Annotated in this window: 14 protein-coding genes; all 14 read left to right on the top strand. The window is 47.0% G+C overall.

The features are described from left to right. A complete protein-coding gene (nuoL, locus tag AC1DLM_RS09960) occupies window positions 1-1923 on the top strand; it encodes an NADH-quinone oxidoreductase subunit L (protein WP_477569877.1) in 1923 nt (640 codons plus the stop codon). Continuing rightward, window positions 1913-3535: a complex I subunit 4 family protein gene (locus AC1DLM_RS09955; protein ID WP_056611647.1), complete on the top strand. Its 1623-nt coding sequence runs from the start codon at window positions 1913-1915 to the stop codon at window positions 3533-3535. The genes nuoL and AC1DLM_RS09955 overlap by 11 nt, the downstream gene beginning before the upstream one ends. A gap of 4 nt (window positions 3536-3539) precedes the next feature. Continuing rightward, entirely contained in the window at window positions 3540-5051 is a 1512-nt protein-coding gene (locus AC1DLM_RS09950) for an NADH-quinone oxidoreductase subunit N (protein WP_477569876.1), read from the top strand. A gap of 964 nt (window positions 5052-6015) precedes the next feature. Then, entirely contained in the window at window positions 6016-8550 is a 2535-nt protein-coding gene (locus AC1DLM_RS09945; RefSeq protein WP_477569875.1) for a S8 family peptidase, read from the top strand. 19 nt (window positions 8551-8569) lie between these two features. Beyond that, window positions 8570-8830 (top strand): DUF1146 domain-containing protein, encoded by a 261-nt coding sequence (locus AC1DLM_RS09940; RefSeq protein WP_235549894.1) that lies wholly within the window; start codon window positions 8570-8572, stop codon window positions 8828-8830. 197 nt (window positions 8831-9027) lie between these two features. Then, on the top strand, window positions 9028-10347 hold the full coding sequence (gene murA / locus AC1DLM_RS09935; RefSeq protein WP_171633436.1) for a UDP-N-acetylglucosamine 1-carboxyvinyltransferase: 1320 nt from the start codon (window positions 9028-9030) through the stop codon (window positions 10345-10347). Window positions 10348-10866: 519 nt separating this feature from the next. Continuing rightward, complete coding sequence (gene spoIID, locus AC1DLM_RS09930; protein WP_477569874.1) at window positions 10867-11913, top strand: stage II sporulation protein D; 1047 nt, start codon at window positions 10867-10869, stop codon at window positions 11911-11913. An 82-nt stretch (window positions 11914-11995) separates the two neighbouring features. Continuing rightward, window positions 11996-12733, top strand: a complete 738-nt coding sequence (locus tag AC1DLM_RS09925; RefSeq protein ID WP_441990904.1) for a peptidoglycan DD-metalloendopeptidase family protein — start codon at window positions 11996-11998, stop codon at window positions 12731-12733. A gap of 247 nt (window positions 12734-12980) precedes the next feature. Beyond that, a complete protein-coding gene (spoIIID, locus tag AC1DLM_RS09920) occupies window positions 12981-13271 on the top strand; it encodes a sporulation transcriptional regulator SpoIIID (RefSeq protein ID WP_057313422.1) in 291 nt (96 codons plus the stop codon). A gap of 174 nt (window positions 13272-13445) precedes the next feature. Continuing rightward, entirely contained in the window at window positions 13446-14444 is a 999-nt protein-coding gene (gene mreB / locus AC1DLM_RS09915) for a rod shape-determining protein (RefSeq protein WP_056611625.1), read from the top strand. Window positions 14445-14478: 34 nt separating this feature from the next. After that, window positions 14479-15372, top strand: coding sequence for a flagellar hook-basal body protein (locus tag AC1DLM_RS09910; protein ID WP_441990902.1), 894 nt, complete (start codon window positions 14479-14481; stop codon window positions 15370-15372). A 24-nt stretch (window positions 15373-15396) separates the two neighbouring features. Next, window positions 15397-16263 (top strand): flagellar hook-basal body protein, encoded by an 867-nt coding sequence (locus AC1DLM_RS09905; protein ID WP_477569873.1) that lies wholly within the window; start codon window positions 15397-15399, stop codon window positions 16261-16263. 122 nt (window positions 16264-16385) lie between these two features. Continuing rightward, complete coding sequence (locus AC1DLM_RS09900; RefSeq protein WP_477569872.1) at window positions 16386-16604, top strand: DNA-directed RNA polymerase subunit beta; 219 nt, start codon at window positions 16386-16388, stop codon at window positions 16602-16604. Window positions 16605-16809: 205 nt separating this feature from the next. After that, a complete protein-coding gene (locus AC1DLM_RS09895) occupies window positions 16810-17328 on the top strand; it encodes a CDP-alcohol phosphatidyltransferase family protein (RefSeq protein WP_477569871.1) in 519 nt (172 codons plus the stop codon). Window positions 17329-17418 lie beyond the last annotated feature (90 nt).

Genomic DNA, 17418 nt, shown 5'->3' with positions numbered 1-17418 from the left:
ATGGTATCGGACTATTCACAGTACGCCTGGCTCATTCCATTGTTTCCGTTGCTTGCTTTTCTAGCGCTTACGGCAATGGGGCGTCAACTAAAAGATTTAGGCATTTACATTAGCATTTTTGCGATGCTGCTTTCGTTTATTGTGGCTTTGCTCATTTTTGTGGAGCGGATTGGCGGCAATGTTGAGGATTTCACGTGGGATAAAATGAATTGGCTGCAAGTGGGCGATTTTACGCTGAAAATGGGGTTTGAGGTCACCAATCTAAACTCCCTGATGCTCGTAATCGTCACGCTGGTTTCACTGCTGGTGAACATTTATTCCAAAGGCTACATGAAAGGCGACGAGCGTATTCACGTGTTTTTCGGTTATATTGCGCTGTTCTCCTTCTCCATGCTAGGCCTTGTTATTTCTGAAAATATGCTGGAACTCTACATCTTCTGGGAGCTAGTAGGGGTATGTTCCTTCTTGCTTGTTGGATTCTGGTACTTCAAGCCAGAGGCGAAGGCTGCCGCCAAAAAGGCATTCATCGTCACCCGTATCGGGGATGTGGGCTTGTTTATCGCGATCCTGTTGTTGTATCTCTACATGCCAGGACATGCGCTAGATTTCACATCGATACATAACGCCTTCACCACTGGCAAAATCGACCCTACAATCGTCACGTGGATCGCAGTTTTGATTTTTATCGGGGCGATGGGTAAATCCGGTCAATTCCCGCTGCACACGTGGCTACCCGATGCAATGGAAGGACCGACGCCGATTTCCGCGCTGATCCATGCCGCAACGATGGTTGCTGCTGGGGTGTACCTTGTGGCACGGACGTTCGATATTTTCCACGCCTCGCCGGATGCGTTGACGGTCGTTGCTTATGTGGGTGGATTTACCGCCATTTTTGCTGCAACAATCGGTATTGCGCAGAACGATATTAAACGGATTCTCGCGTACTCGACGGTAAGTCAACTTGGTTATATGATGATGGCGCTGGGGATTGGCGTTTCATTCACCTCAGGAATGTTCCACTTGTTTACACATGCCTTCTTCAAAGCGCTGCTCTTCTTGGGTGCAGGTAGTGTGATTCACGCGGTTCATACGCAGAATATCAACGAAATGGGCGGCTTATCCCGCAAAATGAAGATTACAACCTGGACTTTCGCAATCGGAACGCTGGCTTTAGCCGGTATCTTCCCATTCGCAGGCTTCTGGTCGAAGGATATGATTCTCACGGAAGCATACGAGCATAACCAGCTTCTGTTCTGGGTCGGTGTGATTGCGGCTTTCTTCACCGCTTTCTATATGTCACGTCTGTTCTTCCTCGTGTTTATGGGCTCACCTAGAGCGAAAGCAGTGGCTCCGGAGGATCACGATGGTCATGGGCATGACCACGCGCATGAGCCGCATGAGTCTCCAGCTTCGATGACGACTCCGCTTATTATTCTTGCTGTGCTTGCTGTCGTGGCAGGCTTCGTGAATACGCCATTCAATGAATGGCTGGGCCACTGGCTAACAGGGCAGGAACATGAGGAGACGGCCAATTGGACGGTTATTATTTTGTCTACATTAGCTGGATTGCTTGGTATTGGCCTTGGTTACCTCATTTATCTGAAACGCACGATCCCTCGGGACATTGTTTCGGGCAAAATGCCTTGGTTGTACACGTTGCTAAATCGCAAATATTTCATCGATGAAATTTACGACGCCATTGTAGTCAAACCGCTTCGTGGCCTTGGCTATATCTTGGAATTGATTGATATTTACATCATTGATGGGATTGTTCGCTTAGTTGCTTTCACGGTGGTTAGTCTTGGACGCTTAGGCTCCCGACTCCAAAATGGTCAACTGCAGTCCTACGGGGTCATCATGCTGCTCGGGATGCTGATTCTGGCACTTGCCATTGCAGGAAKGAGGTTCATACATGCCGGCTAATTTACCCATTCTTAGTATGATTGCCTTCTCCCCTCTGCTTGGTGTGCTCGTCCTGCTCTTCCTTCGGGGTGATCGTGGACGTTTGATCAAAACAGTTGGTATCGTCACGACGCTGATTCCACTGATTTTAGCGGCATGGCTGTACGTGGACTATAACTATCAAGGGGATCCATTACAGTACAAAGAACAGCTCGATTGGATCAAAGTCCCTTTAAACCACGAGGGTATTCAGCAAATTACACAATTCTTCTTCGAGTTTAAATATTCGTTAGCTGTCGATGGCATTTCGTTGCCGCTCGTCTTTCTAACGGCACTAATTTCGTCGATGGCCGCTTTAGCGTCTGTTTACATCAAGAAACGTTGGAAAACGTATTTCATTTTGTTCCTTCTGCTAGAAACGGGTATGTTCGGTGTATTCATGGCACAGGATCTCTTCTTATTCTTCCTGTTCTTCGAAATTACACTCGTGCCGATGTTCTTCTTGATCGGAATTTGGGGGTATATGAACCGAGAGCAAGCGGCAAACCGCTTCTTGCTGTATAACGGTCTTGGCTCAGCGATTATGCTGATTGCCTTCCTTATTCTGGTTACGACTGCAGGATTTAACCAAGATCCATCGCAGACAGAGGCTATCATTTACTATAGCGGCGACATTCATACGATAGCTCATAATCTATTGCAGGCTCCTGAGGCTTATGTGAATCAGAGTGGTACGCCATTCTTTATGAGTCAAAACATGAAATGGACTGTGTTTATCATGCTGCTGGTCGCTTTCGGGATCAAGCTGCCGATCTTCCCGTTCCATACGTGGATGCTGAAAGTACATACAGAGGCTCCGCCTGCTGTCGTTATGATTCACTCCGGGATTTTGCTCAAAATGGGGGCCTACGGCCTCATCCGTTTTGGCATTCTGTTCTTCCCGGCGGAAGCCCAGCAATGGGCGTGGGTGCTTGCGCTCCTCGGCGTTATTAACATCGTGTACGGTGCGCTTCTTGCGATGGTCCAGAAGGACTTCAAACTCGTGCTCGCTTACTCGAGTATCAGCCACATGGGCATCGTCCTGTTGGGACTTGCTGCGTTCAACATTGCAGGTCTGCAAGGGGCCGTGTTCCAGCTGATCTCACACGGTTTGATCTCAGCCCTGATGTTCTTGCTCGTCGGCAGCATCTACGAGCGAACCGAAACTACGCAGCTTGATCGCTTGGGCGGTCTCGCTCGCAATATTCCCTTCATCAGCGGTATTCTGCTGATCGGGGGCATGGCCTCGCTCGGATTGCCAGGCTTATCCGGCTTCATCAGTGAGTTCCTCGCGTTCGTCGGACTCTTTGAAACCCACCGTGTGTACGCGATTGTCGGTACACTGGGTATTATCTTCGCAGCGGTTTACGTGCTGCGCGGGGTACTGAACATCACGTTCGGCCCTAAGCAGCCGAGCTTACTGCAGCAAGGGATGCGCGACGCGCGTCTCATCGAGGCTGTGCCGATGATTACCTTGGTCGCGTTCATTCTCTTGCTGGGCGTGTACCCAAGCGTGCTGAGTCAGCCGCTTCAACAAACCATTGGCAGCTTGGATCAGTTGATCCATAGCGTAGCCGGGAAGATAGGAGGTTAGTCCAGTGGAACAGATTAGACTCCATGCTAGTGATTTATCGTATCTGCTCCCTGAGCTTGCGCTGGTTGCTACCGCGATCATCCTATCTCTCTTGGATTTGGTTCTGCCGAACCGATTCAGTCGTTCGATTATCGGATGGTTGACCCTTGTCGGCCTCGCGATTTCCGCCGTGTTCGTTGTTCTGCAGCTGAATCCGGATGAGGCGATTCAACTCTTAAATCAAAGTTATCGCGTCGACGACTTCTCGAACTTACTTAAATTATGCACCCTTGTCGGTACGGGACTCATTGTTTTCATGAGCCTAGGCTTCGTGAAAGAGGATAGCATCCCGCATGTCGGGGAGTATTATTACTTCTATTTGCCTGCTGCACTAGGGGCAATGATCATGTCATCCTCGGGTGATTTAATTACACTCTACGTTGGGTTGGAATTGCTGAGTATCACTTCTTACCTCATGGTGGCTATGAAGAAGAAAGACAAGAAATCCAATGAAGGAGCATTCAAATACTTGGTGATGGGTGGTATCTCATCCGCGATTATCCTGTATGGTATGTCCTTCCTGTATGGGATGGTCGGTTCTGCGAATCTGCAAGAGATTGGCGCAGCACTACCTACGTTGGTCACATCGTACGAGCCGCTGCTCTACGTTGCTTTCTTCTTGCTGCTAGCGGGATTCGGTTTCAAAATTGCCGCCGCACCTTTCCACAGCTGGGCGCCGGATGTATATGAAGGTGCGCCAACACCGGTTACGGCATTTTTGGCTGTCGTGTCCAAAGCGGCCGGATTCGCCATCTTGTTCCGTGTCTTCTATGTCTTGTTCGGATTTAGCGACTTCGGCGAGAGTAAGTTGCAATCCGATGTCTTCCTAGCGATATCCGTTATGGCGGCTATTGCGATGGTCGTGGGGAATTTCATTGCGCTGAAACAAACGAATATGAAAAGGCTACTCGCCTATTCGGGAATTGCCAATGCAGGTTATCTGCTCGTTCCGATTGGAACGTACTTTTCGGCCACGCATTACGCCAATTTCTCGGAATTCATATTCTACTTAATCGCGTATATGTTTATGAACATCGGAGCTTTCGCTGTATTGATGATTATCGAGCAGGCTGAAGGTCATACCGAAGCCAAAGGCTTCGCGGGTCTGTACTATCGCGCACCTTTGACAGCTGTGGCGATGGTATTGATCATCCTTTCCTTAGCTGGTATCCCGTTATCAGGCGGATTTTTCGGTAAGCTCTACATCATCTTAGGAACGATGCAGACGCAGCAATACTGGCTTGGTGCTCTAATGATCGCAACCAGCGTTGTTTCGTTCTACTACTATTTCAGCATCGTGCGTCAAATGTTCATGCGCAGCGATTACGAGCCAGCCGCGATCAAAGTGTCCGTGCCGTTAGGCATAACCGTTTGGTTATGTGCGCTAATCAGTGTAGCGCTTGGTGTGGTACCTCATTTGGTGCTGAAAGGCATCGAAAGCGTCTTTACTTTGACGAAGGATTTTATTATCCAATAATCCGTACCCTAGAAACCCTTCCTACGTAAATGTAGGGAGGGCTTTTTTTGCTGCGAGTAGAGATGGTGTGAGTGGAGAGGAGTAGAAGTAAGAGTAGAAGTAAGAGTAGAAGTAAGAGTAGAAGTAAGAGAAAGAGAAAGAGTAAGAGTAAGAGTAAGAGTAAGAGTAAGAGTAAGAGTAAGAGTAAGAGTAAGAGTAAGAGTAAGAGTAAGAGTAAGAGCATGAGTTGCTAAGTCAGAATAGTGAGTTGATCGGATGGAAGTTTCGTAATTCTCCTGTGCGCTTGATGAATAGATGGATTTTATCCAGTTAAATATTGGGGTTTTCCGACTGAACGCAGAATAGATGGAAAACCTGCAGTTAATTTTGATCAATCCACCCAATCTGAACAAAACAGGCGGTTTTAACTACATGTTATACAGTTAAATCAAGTTTCAGAGGAAATTTCACTTAAATAGCTGTACATTTTCCAGTTAATACAAATGTGTAGAGCATGAGACCTTCCAAACCTTGCTAAGCATCTCCCCCAGTCCCCAGCCCACCACCACCGACGTCCCCATCACCCCCATCAGCACCCATCCCACAATCACTACACCACCCGCATCACCACCAACACCGTCCGAGCGCCGAGATTCCGTGTTTTGCATTTCATACTCGCATCCCGTGCGCCGTAATGAGCACTTAACTTTGCCCCAATTTTTGAAGTTGTTGGCCCAAAGGCATTTGCCATCGATTTCACCTCATTTCCCCGGAAATAAAGGTTGATAGGTCCATCGTCCCCCACTTGTACACATCAATTAAATCAGTCATTGACCAACTCCCAAAAAATACTTTAAAAATTTATTGTAAGATCTGAACTTTTTGCGAAGTTGAACCGTTATAGGTATCGAGAAGATGTTTAATATGGTATAGATATATAAGTAACTGACAAAGAGAGTTATTTTGGGATAAAGGACCTGATGTGATGACATATTTTCGATACGTAGGCCCCATGATATTAATGACAATGCTAGTCCTAGGACTAACGGGTTTCGTGCCTAACGTAGATGCGGCTTATGCGGTGTCTTCGGATCCCATGAGAGTGAAGCAAACTTATTTGGATATGATTCGCGTTGATCAAGCATGGGCTGCGGCAGGTGATGCCCGTACGCCGATCATCGTCGCCGTGGTTGATACAGGCGTTGACCTTGGACATCCAGATTTAACTGGCAATTTAGTGGATGGTGTGAACTTGCTGCAGGCTTCGAAGAAGCCTTTTGATGATAATGGACATGGAACGAACGTAGCTGGCTTGATTGCCGCTACGATTAATAACGATAAAGGCATCGCGGGAATTGCCCCTAATGCCAGAATTATGCCAATCAAGGCGCTTGAAGCAGATGGAACTGGCGGCGAAGCCAAGCTGGGTGAAGGCATTAAATATGCCGTGGACCATGGGGCGAAAATCGTAGTCCTTTCCTTGGGATTGAACAAATACTCGGATTATCTGGCAGGTATTGTGCAATACGCAGAGGACCGTAATGTCTTACTCGTCGCCGCTGTTGGTAATGAAAGCACGAGTGTGAAATACCCCGCGGCGTATCCGACTGTACTTTCTGTTGGCGGTGTGAGTATCAATAAACAGGCTGATCCACGATCGAATTACGGCCCAGAGCTCGACATTATGGCGCCTTGGGACGTCTATACGACGGCGCTTGGCGGTGGCTACCAGTACCAAGATGGAAGCTCAATGGCTGCGCCGCAAGTGGCAGCTGCAGCTGCGCTGGTCTGGGGGAAATATCCGGCAATGTCGGCGTATCAGGTGCGTTCACAGATCGAGCAAACAGCCACGGACTTAATGTCCAAAGGGTGGGACGCTAAGACGGGTTACGGCTTATTGAATATCGAAAAGGCACTGACGGAGCCTTATAAGCAAGATCGCTTCGAGCCGAATGATGTTGTAAGTCAGGCTGCTTCGCTTCCTAATCATACGTTAGTCAAAGCGAACCTCAGCTCGGGGCAGGATCAGGATTGGTATGCGATTGATGCAGCTTACGACGGCTATATCCAGTTAGCAGTACAGCCCGAGGACGGCGCAGGTATTCGTGTGAATTTTGATTCCGGACAGAGCTTTGTCGCGGCTAGTGGAGATGCTGTAGCAAACCAGTCGTTCACTGTGGCTGTGACCAAAGGCATTACTTATGTGCAGTTGGAGAATGTTGATCGAGCACGCAAGACCCTGCTTAATTACACGTTGCGAACGGATTTTGTGATTTATACGGATCCTTTTGAGGATAATGATAAGCAGTATAAAGCTTTTACATTGCCAGAACGCAGTCAGACCATTCGAGGTACGTTTCATAAAACAGACGATATCGATTGGTTCGCACTCACGCTTGAACACTCTGGCACAATGCGCCTCAGACTATCGACGGATACGGGACGGATCGACCCTATGCTTCTTTTCCAGAAAGAAGGGGAGAAGTCGACGACGATCGACCAAGCTGGTGATGGCGGTATAGAAGTGAGTTCCCAGATGGAAGTACTGCCTGGCCAATATTATATTCGTGTTAGCAATGTGAAGGATTATACCGGACCGATTACGGGTGAGTACACGTTAGAGATAGAGTATACGCCTAAATTGATTGACGCGAACGAACCGAATGATAAATCGTATCAAGCTACTTTTGCTGCGATGAATGCAGGGTATGAAGGTGTTTTTAGTAAAAATGAAGACGTTGATTGGTTCGAATTCCGATTGACTTCCGATAGTTTGGCCCAAATCAGATTGACGAATATTCCTACCTCACGTACGTTGTATGCTACGTTGTATAATAATTCGTTACAGGAACAAGGCACCTATCGTAGTGATAGTGGTTCGAGTCAGCTTAATTTCGAGAAGCCGTTGCCCGAAGGAACGTATTATATTAAACTCCAGGCGAATCAGTGGTTCATGAGCCAGATGTATCGCTTGCAGTTGAATAGTTATGGGCTGGTCAGCGGTTATGTTGATATTGCTGGACATTGGGCACAAGATGCCATTAGCCAGCTTACCGAGCAAGGGATGATTAGCGGCTACGGGGATTATCGGTTTGCACCGAATCAATCCATTACAAGGGCTGAAGGAGCTACCGTGCTATCCCGTGCTTTGCGTTTATCGAAACGCAAGGATTTGCGATTCAGCGATTTGGCCGTTTCACACTGGGCTTACGCGGATATAGCCAAAACCGTTCAAGCCTCTATTGTAGATGGTTACCCGGATGGAACGTTTAACCCGGATGGCAAGCTAACCCGTATGGAAATGACGCAAATGCTTGCGCGCAGTATGAATATGACAGGGAAGCTGAGAGGCAATACACCTTTTAGCGATGTAAGTGAATCTTACTGGGGTTTAGGCATCCTCAAACAGATGGCGGCAGATGGTTGGGTCAGCGGATTTCCCGATGGTACCTTCCATCCAGAAGATCAGGCAACACGGGCTGAATTTGTGACTTTGCTGGCTAGAGTCGTAAATCGGTAAAATCGAAGAGGAGTGACCTATGGGCGAGACGGACAAATGGAGTGAAGTGGCGCAATATGCGTCGTGGATGAATATGGCTAGTATAGCTGTCTATATTCTTTGCATTGGGTTGGCATGGTGGTCGCTGCAAGCGTTCCGCTTTGATGTTTTGCTGCGAAGCCCCAAAGGCGCACAAGCGATTATGCTGCAAATTTTACTTTCGATCGGACTCGGGCAGCTGGTTGCAGGGTTTTTCATTCAGTATTTAGGTCTGTCGATGAGCTTCAGCAAGATGTTTTAATGCGATTTTCCGAATAATGCAGAAGTTTGTTGTCAACAATGGATATAGAACGGAATGAAAATCACATGACGCTTCGAACTCTATGTAGGGCATCTCTGACTGCCAAAAGAACACAGTTGTATCTATGTGGCTCCAAATGATAAACTTAGGAAATGTGCAAAACCTGTCTTTTAAAATAAGTGCGCGGAGGGACCATGATGAGCAAAATTATCGTCCGCGGTGGCCGAAAGCTAGCTGGCAATGTAAAAATCAACGGAGCAAAAAATGCGGTACTGCCGATTATTGCGGCTTCCATTCTGGGGTCGGAAGGTGAAAGCGTCATCCATGATGCGCCTCCCCTTGACGATGTGCTAGTCATTAATAAAGTATTACAAAGCTTAGGAATTGAAGTCGAATATAACCGTCAGGTGATTCGAGTAAGAGCTGGGCAGATTAATACCTGTGAAGCTTCCTATGATCTAGTCCGTAAAATGAGAGCCTCTTTCCTCGTGATGGGTCCTTTGTTAGCTAGGTTGGGTCAAGCGAGAATTTCGCTTCCAGGCGGTTGTGCGATTGGCACAAGACCGATTGACCAGCATCTCAAAGGCTTTGAAGCGATGGGTGCCGATATTGAACTAGGTCAAGGCTATATCGAAGCTAAAGTGAAAGGGCGCCTGAAGGGTGCCAAGATTTACTTGGATGTCGCCAGCGTAGGTGCAACCGAGAACATTATGATGGCTGCAACGCTTGCAGAAGGCACGACAACGATTGAAAATGCGGCAAAAGAGCCGGAAATCGTTGATTTGGCTAACTATCTGAATGCGATGGGCGCTGTAATCCGCGGTGCGGGAACGGGTGTTATTCGTATTGAGGGTGTAGAGAAGCTTCGTGGTTGCGTACATACGGTGATCCCAGATCGCGTAGAAGCCGGCACATACATGATCGCTGCAGCCATTACAGGCAGTGAGCTGTATATGGAGGGCGCGATTGGAGACCACCTTCGTCCTGTCATTTCCAAAATGCAGGAAATGGGTGTTACGATCGAGGAAGATGAGAACGGCATTCGCGTTCGAGCTACAGGCCCGTTGCGCGCGGTAGACGTGAAAACGTTGCCGTATCCAGGCTTCCCAACCGACATGCAGTCGCAAATGATGGCACTGTTGATGGTAGCGGACGGAACAAGCCTTGTAACGGAGACGGTGTTCGAGAACCGTTTCATGCATGTAGAAGAATTCGCGAATATGAATGCAAACATTAAAGTGGATGGTCGCACAGCGATCGTAAGCGGTAATTCCAAACTGCGTGGTGCCAAGGTATGTGCAACAGACCTGCGCGCTGGTGCAGCGCTCATTCTCGCGGCATTGGCGTCTGAGGGTGAGACGGAGATCACGGGAGTTCACCACATTGATCGTGGCTATGTAGATATCACCGACGTTCTACGTGAACTAGGTGCCGATATTTATCGCTCAGTCCCACAAGAAATTGAGCAAGAAGTGGCGGAGCTTGGATTTTTCAATATCCAGCCGACGCTAGCGTAAGCAAGAGGAATCATCAGGGAACGGACCTGATGGTTCTTTTTTTTGAATTAACTCCTATACTTAACTTGACCTCTATTTTCACACCTACTTCTACGTCTATCTCTACACCTCCCCCGAAGCTAGATTTTACGCTACTCCTATCCTCTCTTCCTGCTTCTATGGCATGTAAAGTAACCCTCTCACATGGTTAACTGTAAAAACTACAGTTAATTCCGCCACTTTTCTCGCTTAATATGAACTAACTGGATTTCCTGTAGTTAATTTAGCGAGATTTTACTAATATAGCCGATTGAGGTGATTTTACCTGTAAGTTTTCAATCTATTTGGAGATTTCGGGCCTTCCCGGCGAAAATAGATGGAGGTTTTCCAGTTAACCCTCTGCCCGACAAGGGGAGCATATCAGATGCCTATCAACTACTTCCCAGCCTCGTTCGTGTTCTATTCTAGCAACCCCTCTCATAAGCTAAGACATACCAAAATTGCTGCTAGTAAACGCGCTTATGGAGGCTGCTCAGACATATGTTTAAAAAGAAACGCGTGCTCAGAAAAGAAGTCATCCTGTGGATGACTGTTTGCTTATCTTCCATGTTGTGTGTCACTATCATCGTGCCTGGATTGCTAGTCAAGAAGATTCCGACCGACGAGGTGTACCCGATCCCCATTGAAGGCACAACTTTGCAAGAGACTAGCGCGGGGCAAGGTTTGATGATTCCCGTGTATTTAACGAAGCAGGAAATCGTGCAAACCGTTCCACTTGAACAGTATGTAAGAGGTGTGCTGGCTGCCGAAATGCCCGTAGATTTTGAGTTAGAGGCACTCAAAGCGCAAGCGATGGCGGCAAGAACCTATGTTGTGCGTAGAGTCATAGAGATGGATCATAGCAATATGCCCGTGAATGATGCACTAGTGACAGACACGACAGCCCATCAGGCCTATCTAACGGATCAAGAGCTTCGAATGAAGTGGGACAAGACCAAGTACGAAACGAATATGGCCAAGATTGATAGAGCCGTCAATGAGACCAAAGATAAGATACTTACGTATGGACATGTACCGATCAACGCGACTTTTTTCTCAACAAGCAATGGGTATACCGAGAATTCAGAAGAATATTGGCCGTTCGCAAGCCCTTATTTACGCAGCGTGCCCAGTCCGTGGGATATTAAGCTCTCCTCTCGCTATCAAGAAAGTGTCACGATTAGCTATAAGACGATGCTTCAGAAGTTAGGTGTAGCTAGTATCTCAACGACAGATACCAGTGCCAAGGGCATGAAAGTACTCTCTTGGTCTACTGGACATCGTATTAAAAGCATGACGATAGGAGGCAAGGTATTCTCAGGACGCGAAGTAAGAGAGAAGCTAGGTCTAGCATCCTCTCAATTCGCTTGGAAATGGGCGGGCTCTCAAATCACGATTACTACGTTCGGATACGGACACGGAGTAGGTCTCAGTCAATGGGGCGCCAACGGTATGGCGAAAGAAGGGAAAACCGCGGAGGAGATCGTAACCTATTATTACACGGGCATCTCTATTGAAAATGCAGCTTCTTTTCTGGGCAAATCATAAACTTTTAATGTTTCTATAAAAATATCTTTCTGTAAGTATAAAACCTTGTAAAGTGTCAAGAATGGTTGATGAGGTGATAACCATGAGTGATAATAACAAAGGTTTTCAGAAAGAAGAAGCTCCTAAAACTGTTCAAGGAGCACAAGGTCCAACATCTGCATGGAAGAGGTTGCTTGCTAAGAAATGGGTATTCCCAGCGACGTATGTGGCAGCAGCAGCAATTATCTTAACCTTAATGTGGGTGTACCAGGGAGCAGGAACGAAAACAGTCAGCCTAGATGATCCAGGTCTTAAGGTTAGCAGCAGCGAACAAACCGATAATCCGAAAGCACCACATGATGGGGCTATCGCGGTTAATGGAACCACGGAAGCCATGCAATGGCCTGTGAAAGACAGAGCTGCTGTCGAAGTGGCAATTCCTTACTATGACACGAATGCATCCAATGATGTGAAAGCAGCGGCAATGATCGAATACCTCGATCAACTGACACCGCACACAGCAATTGACTTGAAAGCCAAAGATGGCTCAGCATTTGATGTTCTAGCGGCACTGGGTGGTAAAGTTACAGCGGTTGAGCAAAGCCCTGTTGTTGGTAAGCTAGTTGAGATCACACACAGTAACGGGTTGATCAGTATTTACCAAAGCTTATCTGACGTGAAGGTAACGAAAGGTGCAGAAGTGAAGAAGGGCGATATCATCGCCAAAGCTGGCAGCAACGATTTCGAGAAGGAAGATGGCGTGCATTTACACTTTGAAGTACGTCAAGTTAGCGACAATGCAGCCGTTAACCCAGAAACCCTCTTGAACGTGAAGCAATAAGCAGCATTTCGAGCATTACGATACATGAGGCTAAGGCCTACATACAGTGAACGGCAGCGGGTATATACCTGCTGCTTTTTCACATTTTTATTGAACATTTGACCCGGAAAGGCGTCTAAAGCTGATTTTCTTTGATTATTTTGAAAATAAATATGGGAAATGAGCTTGTCAGGCTTGGTTACGTAGAATATCTAGTCATGCCCCTCATATACTTTACCAAACTATCTCGAGTAGGGAGGCGAGGGGAGTGCACGATTACATCAAAGAGCGAACCATTAAGATTGGTACCTGTATCGTCGAGACCAAGAATACGGTTCGCACCATTGCTAAGGAATTCGGCGTTTCCAAAAGCACAGTGCATAAGGATTTGACGGAAAGACTACCGGAAATCAACCCGGACCTGGCCAATCAGGTGAAGCACATTTTGGAGTATCACAAGTCAATTCGGCACCTTAGGGGAGGAGAAGCGACGAAAATTAAGTATCGTAAGACCCGTAATCCTAAGCTTTCCGAGGTCTTGGTTACGGTTAAGTCCTAAGATACCCTTCATCCCGAGATGTTTCCTATGTTTCCTTTAACTGGGCGTGTCGAAATTTCACGGAAAAAGAGGAAAACATGCATTTATAGCGAATTTAGCTTATAATTAGAACTGTATATCAGAGCGCCGATTCTTCACGGGATGGACGGTAGGTTTAGGGAGGATTAATTAGAAATGTTCAGCAAGGATATTGGAATAGATCTCGGCACGGCAAATGTGCTTATTCATGTAAAAGGTCGCGGAGTTGTGCTTGATGAGCCATCCGTAGTTGCGATTGAAAGTGATACGAAACGTGTATTGGCTGTTGGAGAAGAAGCCTTCCGCATGGTAGGTAGAACACCTGGTAACATTATTGCGATTCGTCCTCTTAAGGATGGTGTTATCGCGGATTTTGATATTACGGAAATGATGTTGAAGCATTTCATTGCCAAAATTGGGGGCAAGAATTGGTATTCTCATCCGAGAATACTGATCTGCGCCCCTACCAACATTACCTCAGTTGAGCAGAAAGCGATTCGTGAAGCAGCTGAGCGCAGCGGTGCCCGAGAGGTATTCATGGAAGAAGAACCGAAGGCGGCGGCAATTGGCGCTGGTATGGACATCTTCCAACCTAGCGGTAACATGGTTGTTGATATTGGTGGAGGGACGACGGATGTTGCCGTGTTATCCATGGGCGACATCGTCACCTCCTCTTCCATCAAGATCGCGGGCGACAAGTTCGATATCGCGATCACGAAGTATATCAAAAATAAGTACAAGCTGTTGATCGGTGAACGGACAAGCGAAGATATTAAGTTGAAAATTGGAACGGTATATCCACATGGGCGTGATCAAGAGATGGATATTCGCGGAAGAGATATGGTTTCTGGACTTCCATTGACGATTACAATTCACTCCAGTGAGGTACAGGAAGCGTTATGGGATCCAGTTTACTCCATCGTCACAGCGGCGAAGAGCGTACTTGAGCGGACACCTCCTGAGTTGTCTGCGGACATTATTGACCGTGGCGTAATTCTGACAGGCGGCGGCGCATTGTTGCATGGTCTTGATCAACTGCTTGCGGATGAGTTGAAAGTACCTGTACTTATCGCTGAAGATCCAATGTCTTGTGTGGTTAAAGGCACAGGCATTATGTTGGATAATTTAGATAAAGTAACCAAACGTAAATTTTAATGATGAAATAACAACCTATCTAAGAGGTGACTAGATGTTAAGAGGACTGTATACCGCGGCGGCAGGGATGATTTCTGAGCAACGCAGACACGATACCATAACGAATAATATTGCTAACTTGAATTCCCCAGGCTTTAAACAGGGTAATGCCTTGTCGCGTTCGTTTCCAGAAATGCTGATCTCTACGATTCGCGGTGGACAAGGTGCCTCTCCAGCACCGCTTGGGAGGATGAGCTTAGGTGTGTTCTCAGAGGAGAGTATCTCCGTTCACACCCAAGGTGATCTGCAGGAAACGCAGAATCCCTTCGATTTCGCATTGGTTTCCAACATTCAACTACCGGGAATTGCATTTGATGCAACGGGTAAATACGTAAATGCAGAAGGGGAGCGAACGTTCCAACCGCAGGCACTATTTACCGTCTTAAACCCGAATGGCGAGCAACGGTACTCTTTAAACGGGAAGTTCACTGTCGATGCAGCAGGTCAGCTTATTAATGCCAATGGCGAACAAGTATTGGGCCGAGATGGACAACCCTTAGTTTTGTTGGATGGAGCCGGGCAGCCGATCTCCAATTTCAAAGTAACGGCTAAGGGCGAGTTCATGGATAGCGACGGACGCCCGATTCTTGATGGGGCAGGTGCTCCGATTGGTTTGATGCTTTCGCGTGCAGAGAATCCGAATCTATTGCTCCGCGAGGGGAATGGGTTGTTGCGTATTAATCCAGGAGATGAAGCGACGATCTCGCAAGTAGCGCCAGGCGACCAAGTTGAAGTGCGCCAAGGCTTTATCGAGCGATCGAACGTGGATTCCGCGCAATCCATGGTGGATATGATGTCGGCGCTGCGCGCCTATGAGGCGAATCAGAAAGTAATCCAATCGTATGATAAAAGTATGGACAAAGCAGCAAATGAAGTAGGACGCGTCTAAATCTAGCTTGCGAAGGAGCCAGCCATGAACAATTCCATGATCAACTCATCGGTATCCATGCACAGCTTACAGCAAAAGCTGGATATTCTCTCCAATAACATAGCAAATGTGAATACAAACGGCTTTAAGAAGAAGGAAGCCTCTTTCGAGGATGTGTTGACCAATGTACAAGCACAACCTGAAGGGTTCCGTCAGCAAGGTCGCTTCTCGCCACTCGGTTTTAACCAAGGCTGGGGATCAAGGCTTGTGCAAATTCAGACGAATTTGGCGCAAGGGCCGATTCAGCCAACTGGCAATACAACGGACTTCGCCATTCAAGGCGATGGCTTGTTTGAAGTAGCTGTCAGCAAAGTGGACGATAATGGTAATCAAGTATTTCAGCCGGCTTGGACGCGTAACGGAGCATTCAGCTTAACGCCGGACGGACAAGGCGGAACGGTGCTTACGACGAAAGAGGGCCATTATATCTCAGATATCGATGGAAGCCCGATTAACGTACCATCAGGGACTCGACCAGTCGTTGAGAAAGACGGTACGATCAAAGGCTACAATGAACAGGATCCAGCTGCTGCACCCGTAATATTAGGTCAAATCAAGCTGGTGCGTGTCGTACGACCGCAACTTCTTCAAGATGTGGGGGATAATTTATACACACTTCCAACAGGGATTACTGCGGCTGAGAAAGCGAATATCTTGCAAGATGTGAACGGTGTGGCTGCAACAGAAGCGACTCGCGTTAGCTTAATGCAGGGCTTTCTGGAACAATCGAATGTGACACTCTCGGATGAAATGACGGACCTAGTTATTGTCCAACGCGCATTGCAGCTGAATTCCCGTGCCATCACATCCTCTGATCAGATGATGAATATAGCTAACAATTTACGTGCTTGATCCAAAATAAACGGCTATTATGTCCTTTAAGGACGTATCACAGTGTTTATGGAGAAATATAAGCATCGTATAAAGTGAAACTTATACTTTCTTATATTTGTTGAAAGGTAGGGATAGGCTCGATGGCAGACAAGCCAGCTCCAGTCAAGAAGAAGCCAAGGCCGAAATGGCAGAAGATCCTATGGCTTATTTTCAAAATTGTACGTATTCCCGTGCTAGCCGTTGTAGCGATCTATGTTGGTTTATGGGTAGGCTACACGAAGCTCGGAAATCAACCTTCATCAGAAATCTTACATATTAGCACATGGCGGCATTTATACGATCTCGTTTTTGCGAATTAATCGAACTCCCGTATGGGAGTTTTATTTTAATATAGACATTATTAGTTTCACTTCATAAGTGAGCTATATTTCTAGATAAACCCATCCGTCCAAGGAGGACGGGTTAGTGGTTTATTTTGTGTAAGAGCAGTTGTATAATGAAGAAAGACTTTATCTACCAAATATTGAAGTTTCGGATCGGATACTTAGGCGCAGGAGGAGTACCTTGAATATACCGAACATGCTCACGATCAGCAGGTTTGTACTAATCCCCGTGTACCTCGTGCTTTTTTTCAATGGCTACATCCGAACCTCCTTCATCATTCTACTTGTAGCTGGATTAACGGATATTCTAGATGGCTATATCGCTAGAACGCGCAAGCTGGTCACCCCGATGGGTGTTATGTTAGATCCGCTTGCCGACAAGTGCATGATGATTGCGGTCATCCTCTCCCTCCTCATCTCAGAGATGATTCCTTGGCAGGCAGCAGTGGCCATGTTCATCCGTGACGCAGGCATGATTATAGGCTCCGCCTTCTTTCATTTCAGAGGCAAACTGACCGTTCCAGCGAACGTTATGGGGAAGCTAACGACGGTACTCTACTATTTCGCCATCCTCTTTATTGTGTTTGAATTCGACTTTGCCATCAGCTATTTGTGGTATGTGATCGGAGTCTCTTTTTTAACGTCATTCATTTATATTTTCCAGTTCCTTCTATTGAATCGTGGAGCTCGAGCGAAATAATCGTTATAGGCTAAATGAAAAAAGAGCCTATGTAGGGGTCTGTCATACAGACCGTTACATAAGCTCCCCTTATATGAACCTTCACTTCTG

The sequence above is a fragment of the Paenibacillus sp. 01T442 genome, assembly GCF_056398345.1.
Note: the sequence above shows the minus strand (reverse complement) of the source record. Positions and strands in the feature narration are given on the sequence as shown.

Excerpts from the sequence above, each read along its gene's own strand:
- AC1DLM_RS09955 (WP_056611647.1), top strand. The coding sequence starts at position 1,913 with ATGCCGGCTAATTTACCCATTCTTAGTATGATTGCCTTCTCCCCTCTG.
- AC1DLM_RS09945 (WP_477569875.1), top strand. The coding sequence starts at position 6,016 with ATGACATATTTTCGATACGTAGGCCCCATGATATTAATGACAATGCTA.
- AC1DLM_RS09940 (WP_235549894.1), top strand. The coding sequence starts at position 8,570 with ATGGGCGAGACGGACAAATGGAGTGAAGTGGCGCAATATGCGTCGTGG.
- murA (WP_171633436.1), top strand. The coding sequence starts at position 9,028 with ATGAGCAAAATTATCGTCCGCGGTGGCCGAAAGCTAGCTGGCAATGTA.
- spoIID (WP_477569874.1), top strand. The coding sequence starts at position 10,867 with ATGTTTAAAAAGAAACGCGTGCTCAGAAAAGAAGTCATCCTGTGGATG.
- AC1DLM_RS09925 (WP_441990904.1), top strand. The coding sequence starts at position 11,996 with ATGAGTGATAATAACAAAGGTTTTCAGAAAGAAGAAGCTCCTAAAACT.
- mreB (WP_056611625.1), top strand. The coding sequence starts at position 13,446 with ATGTTCAGCAAGGATATTGGAATAGATCTCGGCACGGCAAATGTGCTT.
- AC1DLM_RS09910 (WP_441990902.1), top strand. The coding sequence starts at position 14,479 with ATGTTAAGAGGACTGTATACCGCGGCGGCAGGGATGATTTCTGAGCAA.
- AC1DLM_RS09905 (WP_477569873.1), top strand. The coding sequence starts at position 15,397 with ATGAACAATTCCATGATCAACTCATCGGTATCCATGCACAGCTTACAG.
- AC1DLM_RS09900 (WP_477569872.1), top strand. The coding sequence starts at position 16,386 with ATGGCAGACAAGCCAGCTCCAGTCAAGAAGAAGCCAAGGCCGAAATGG.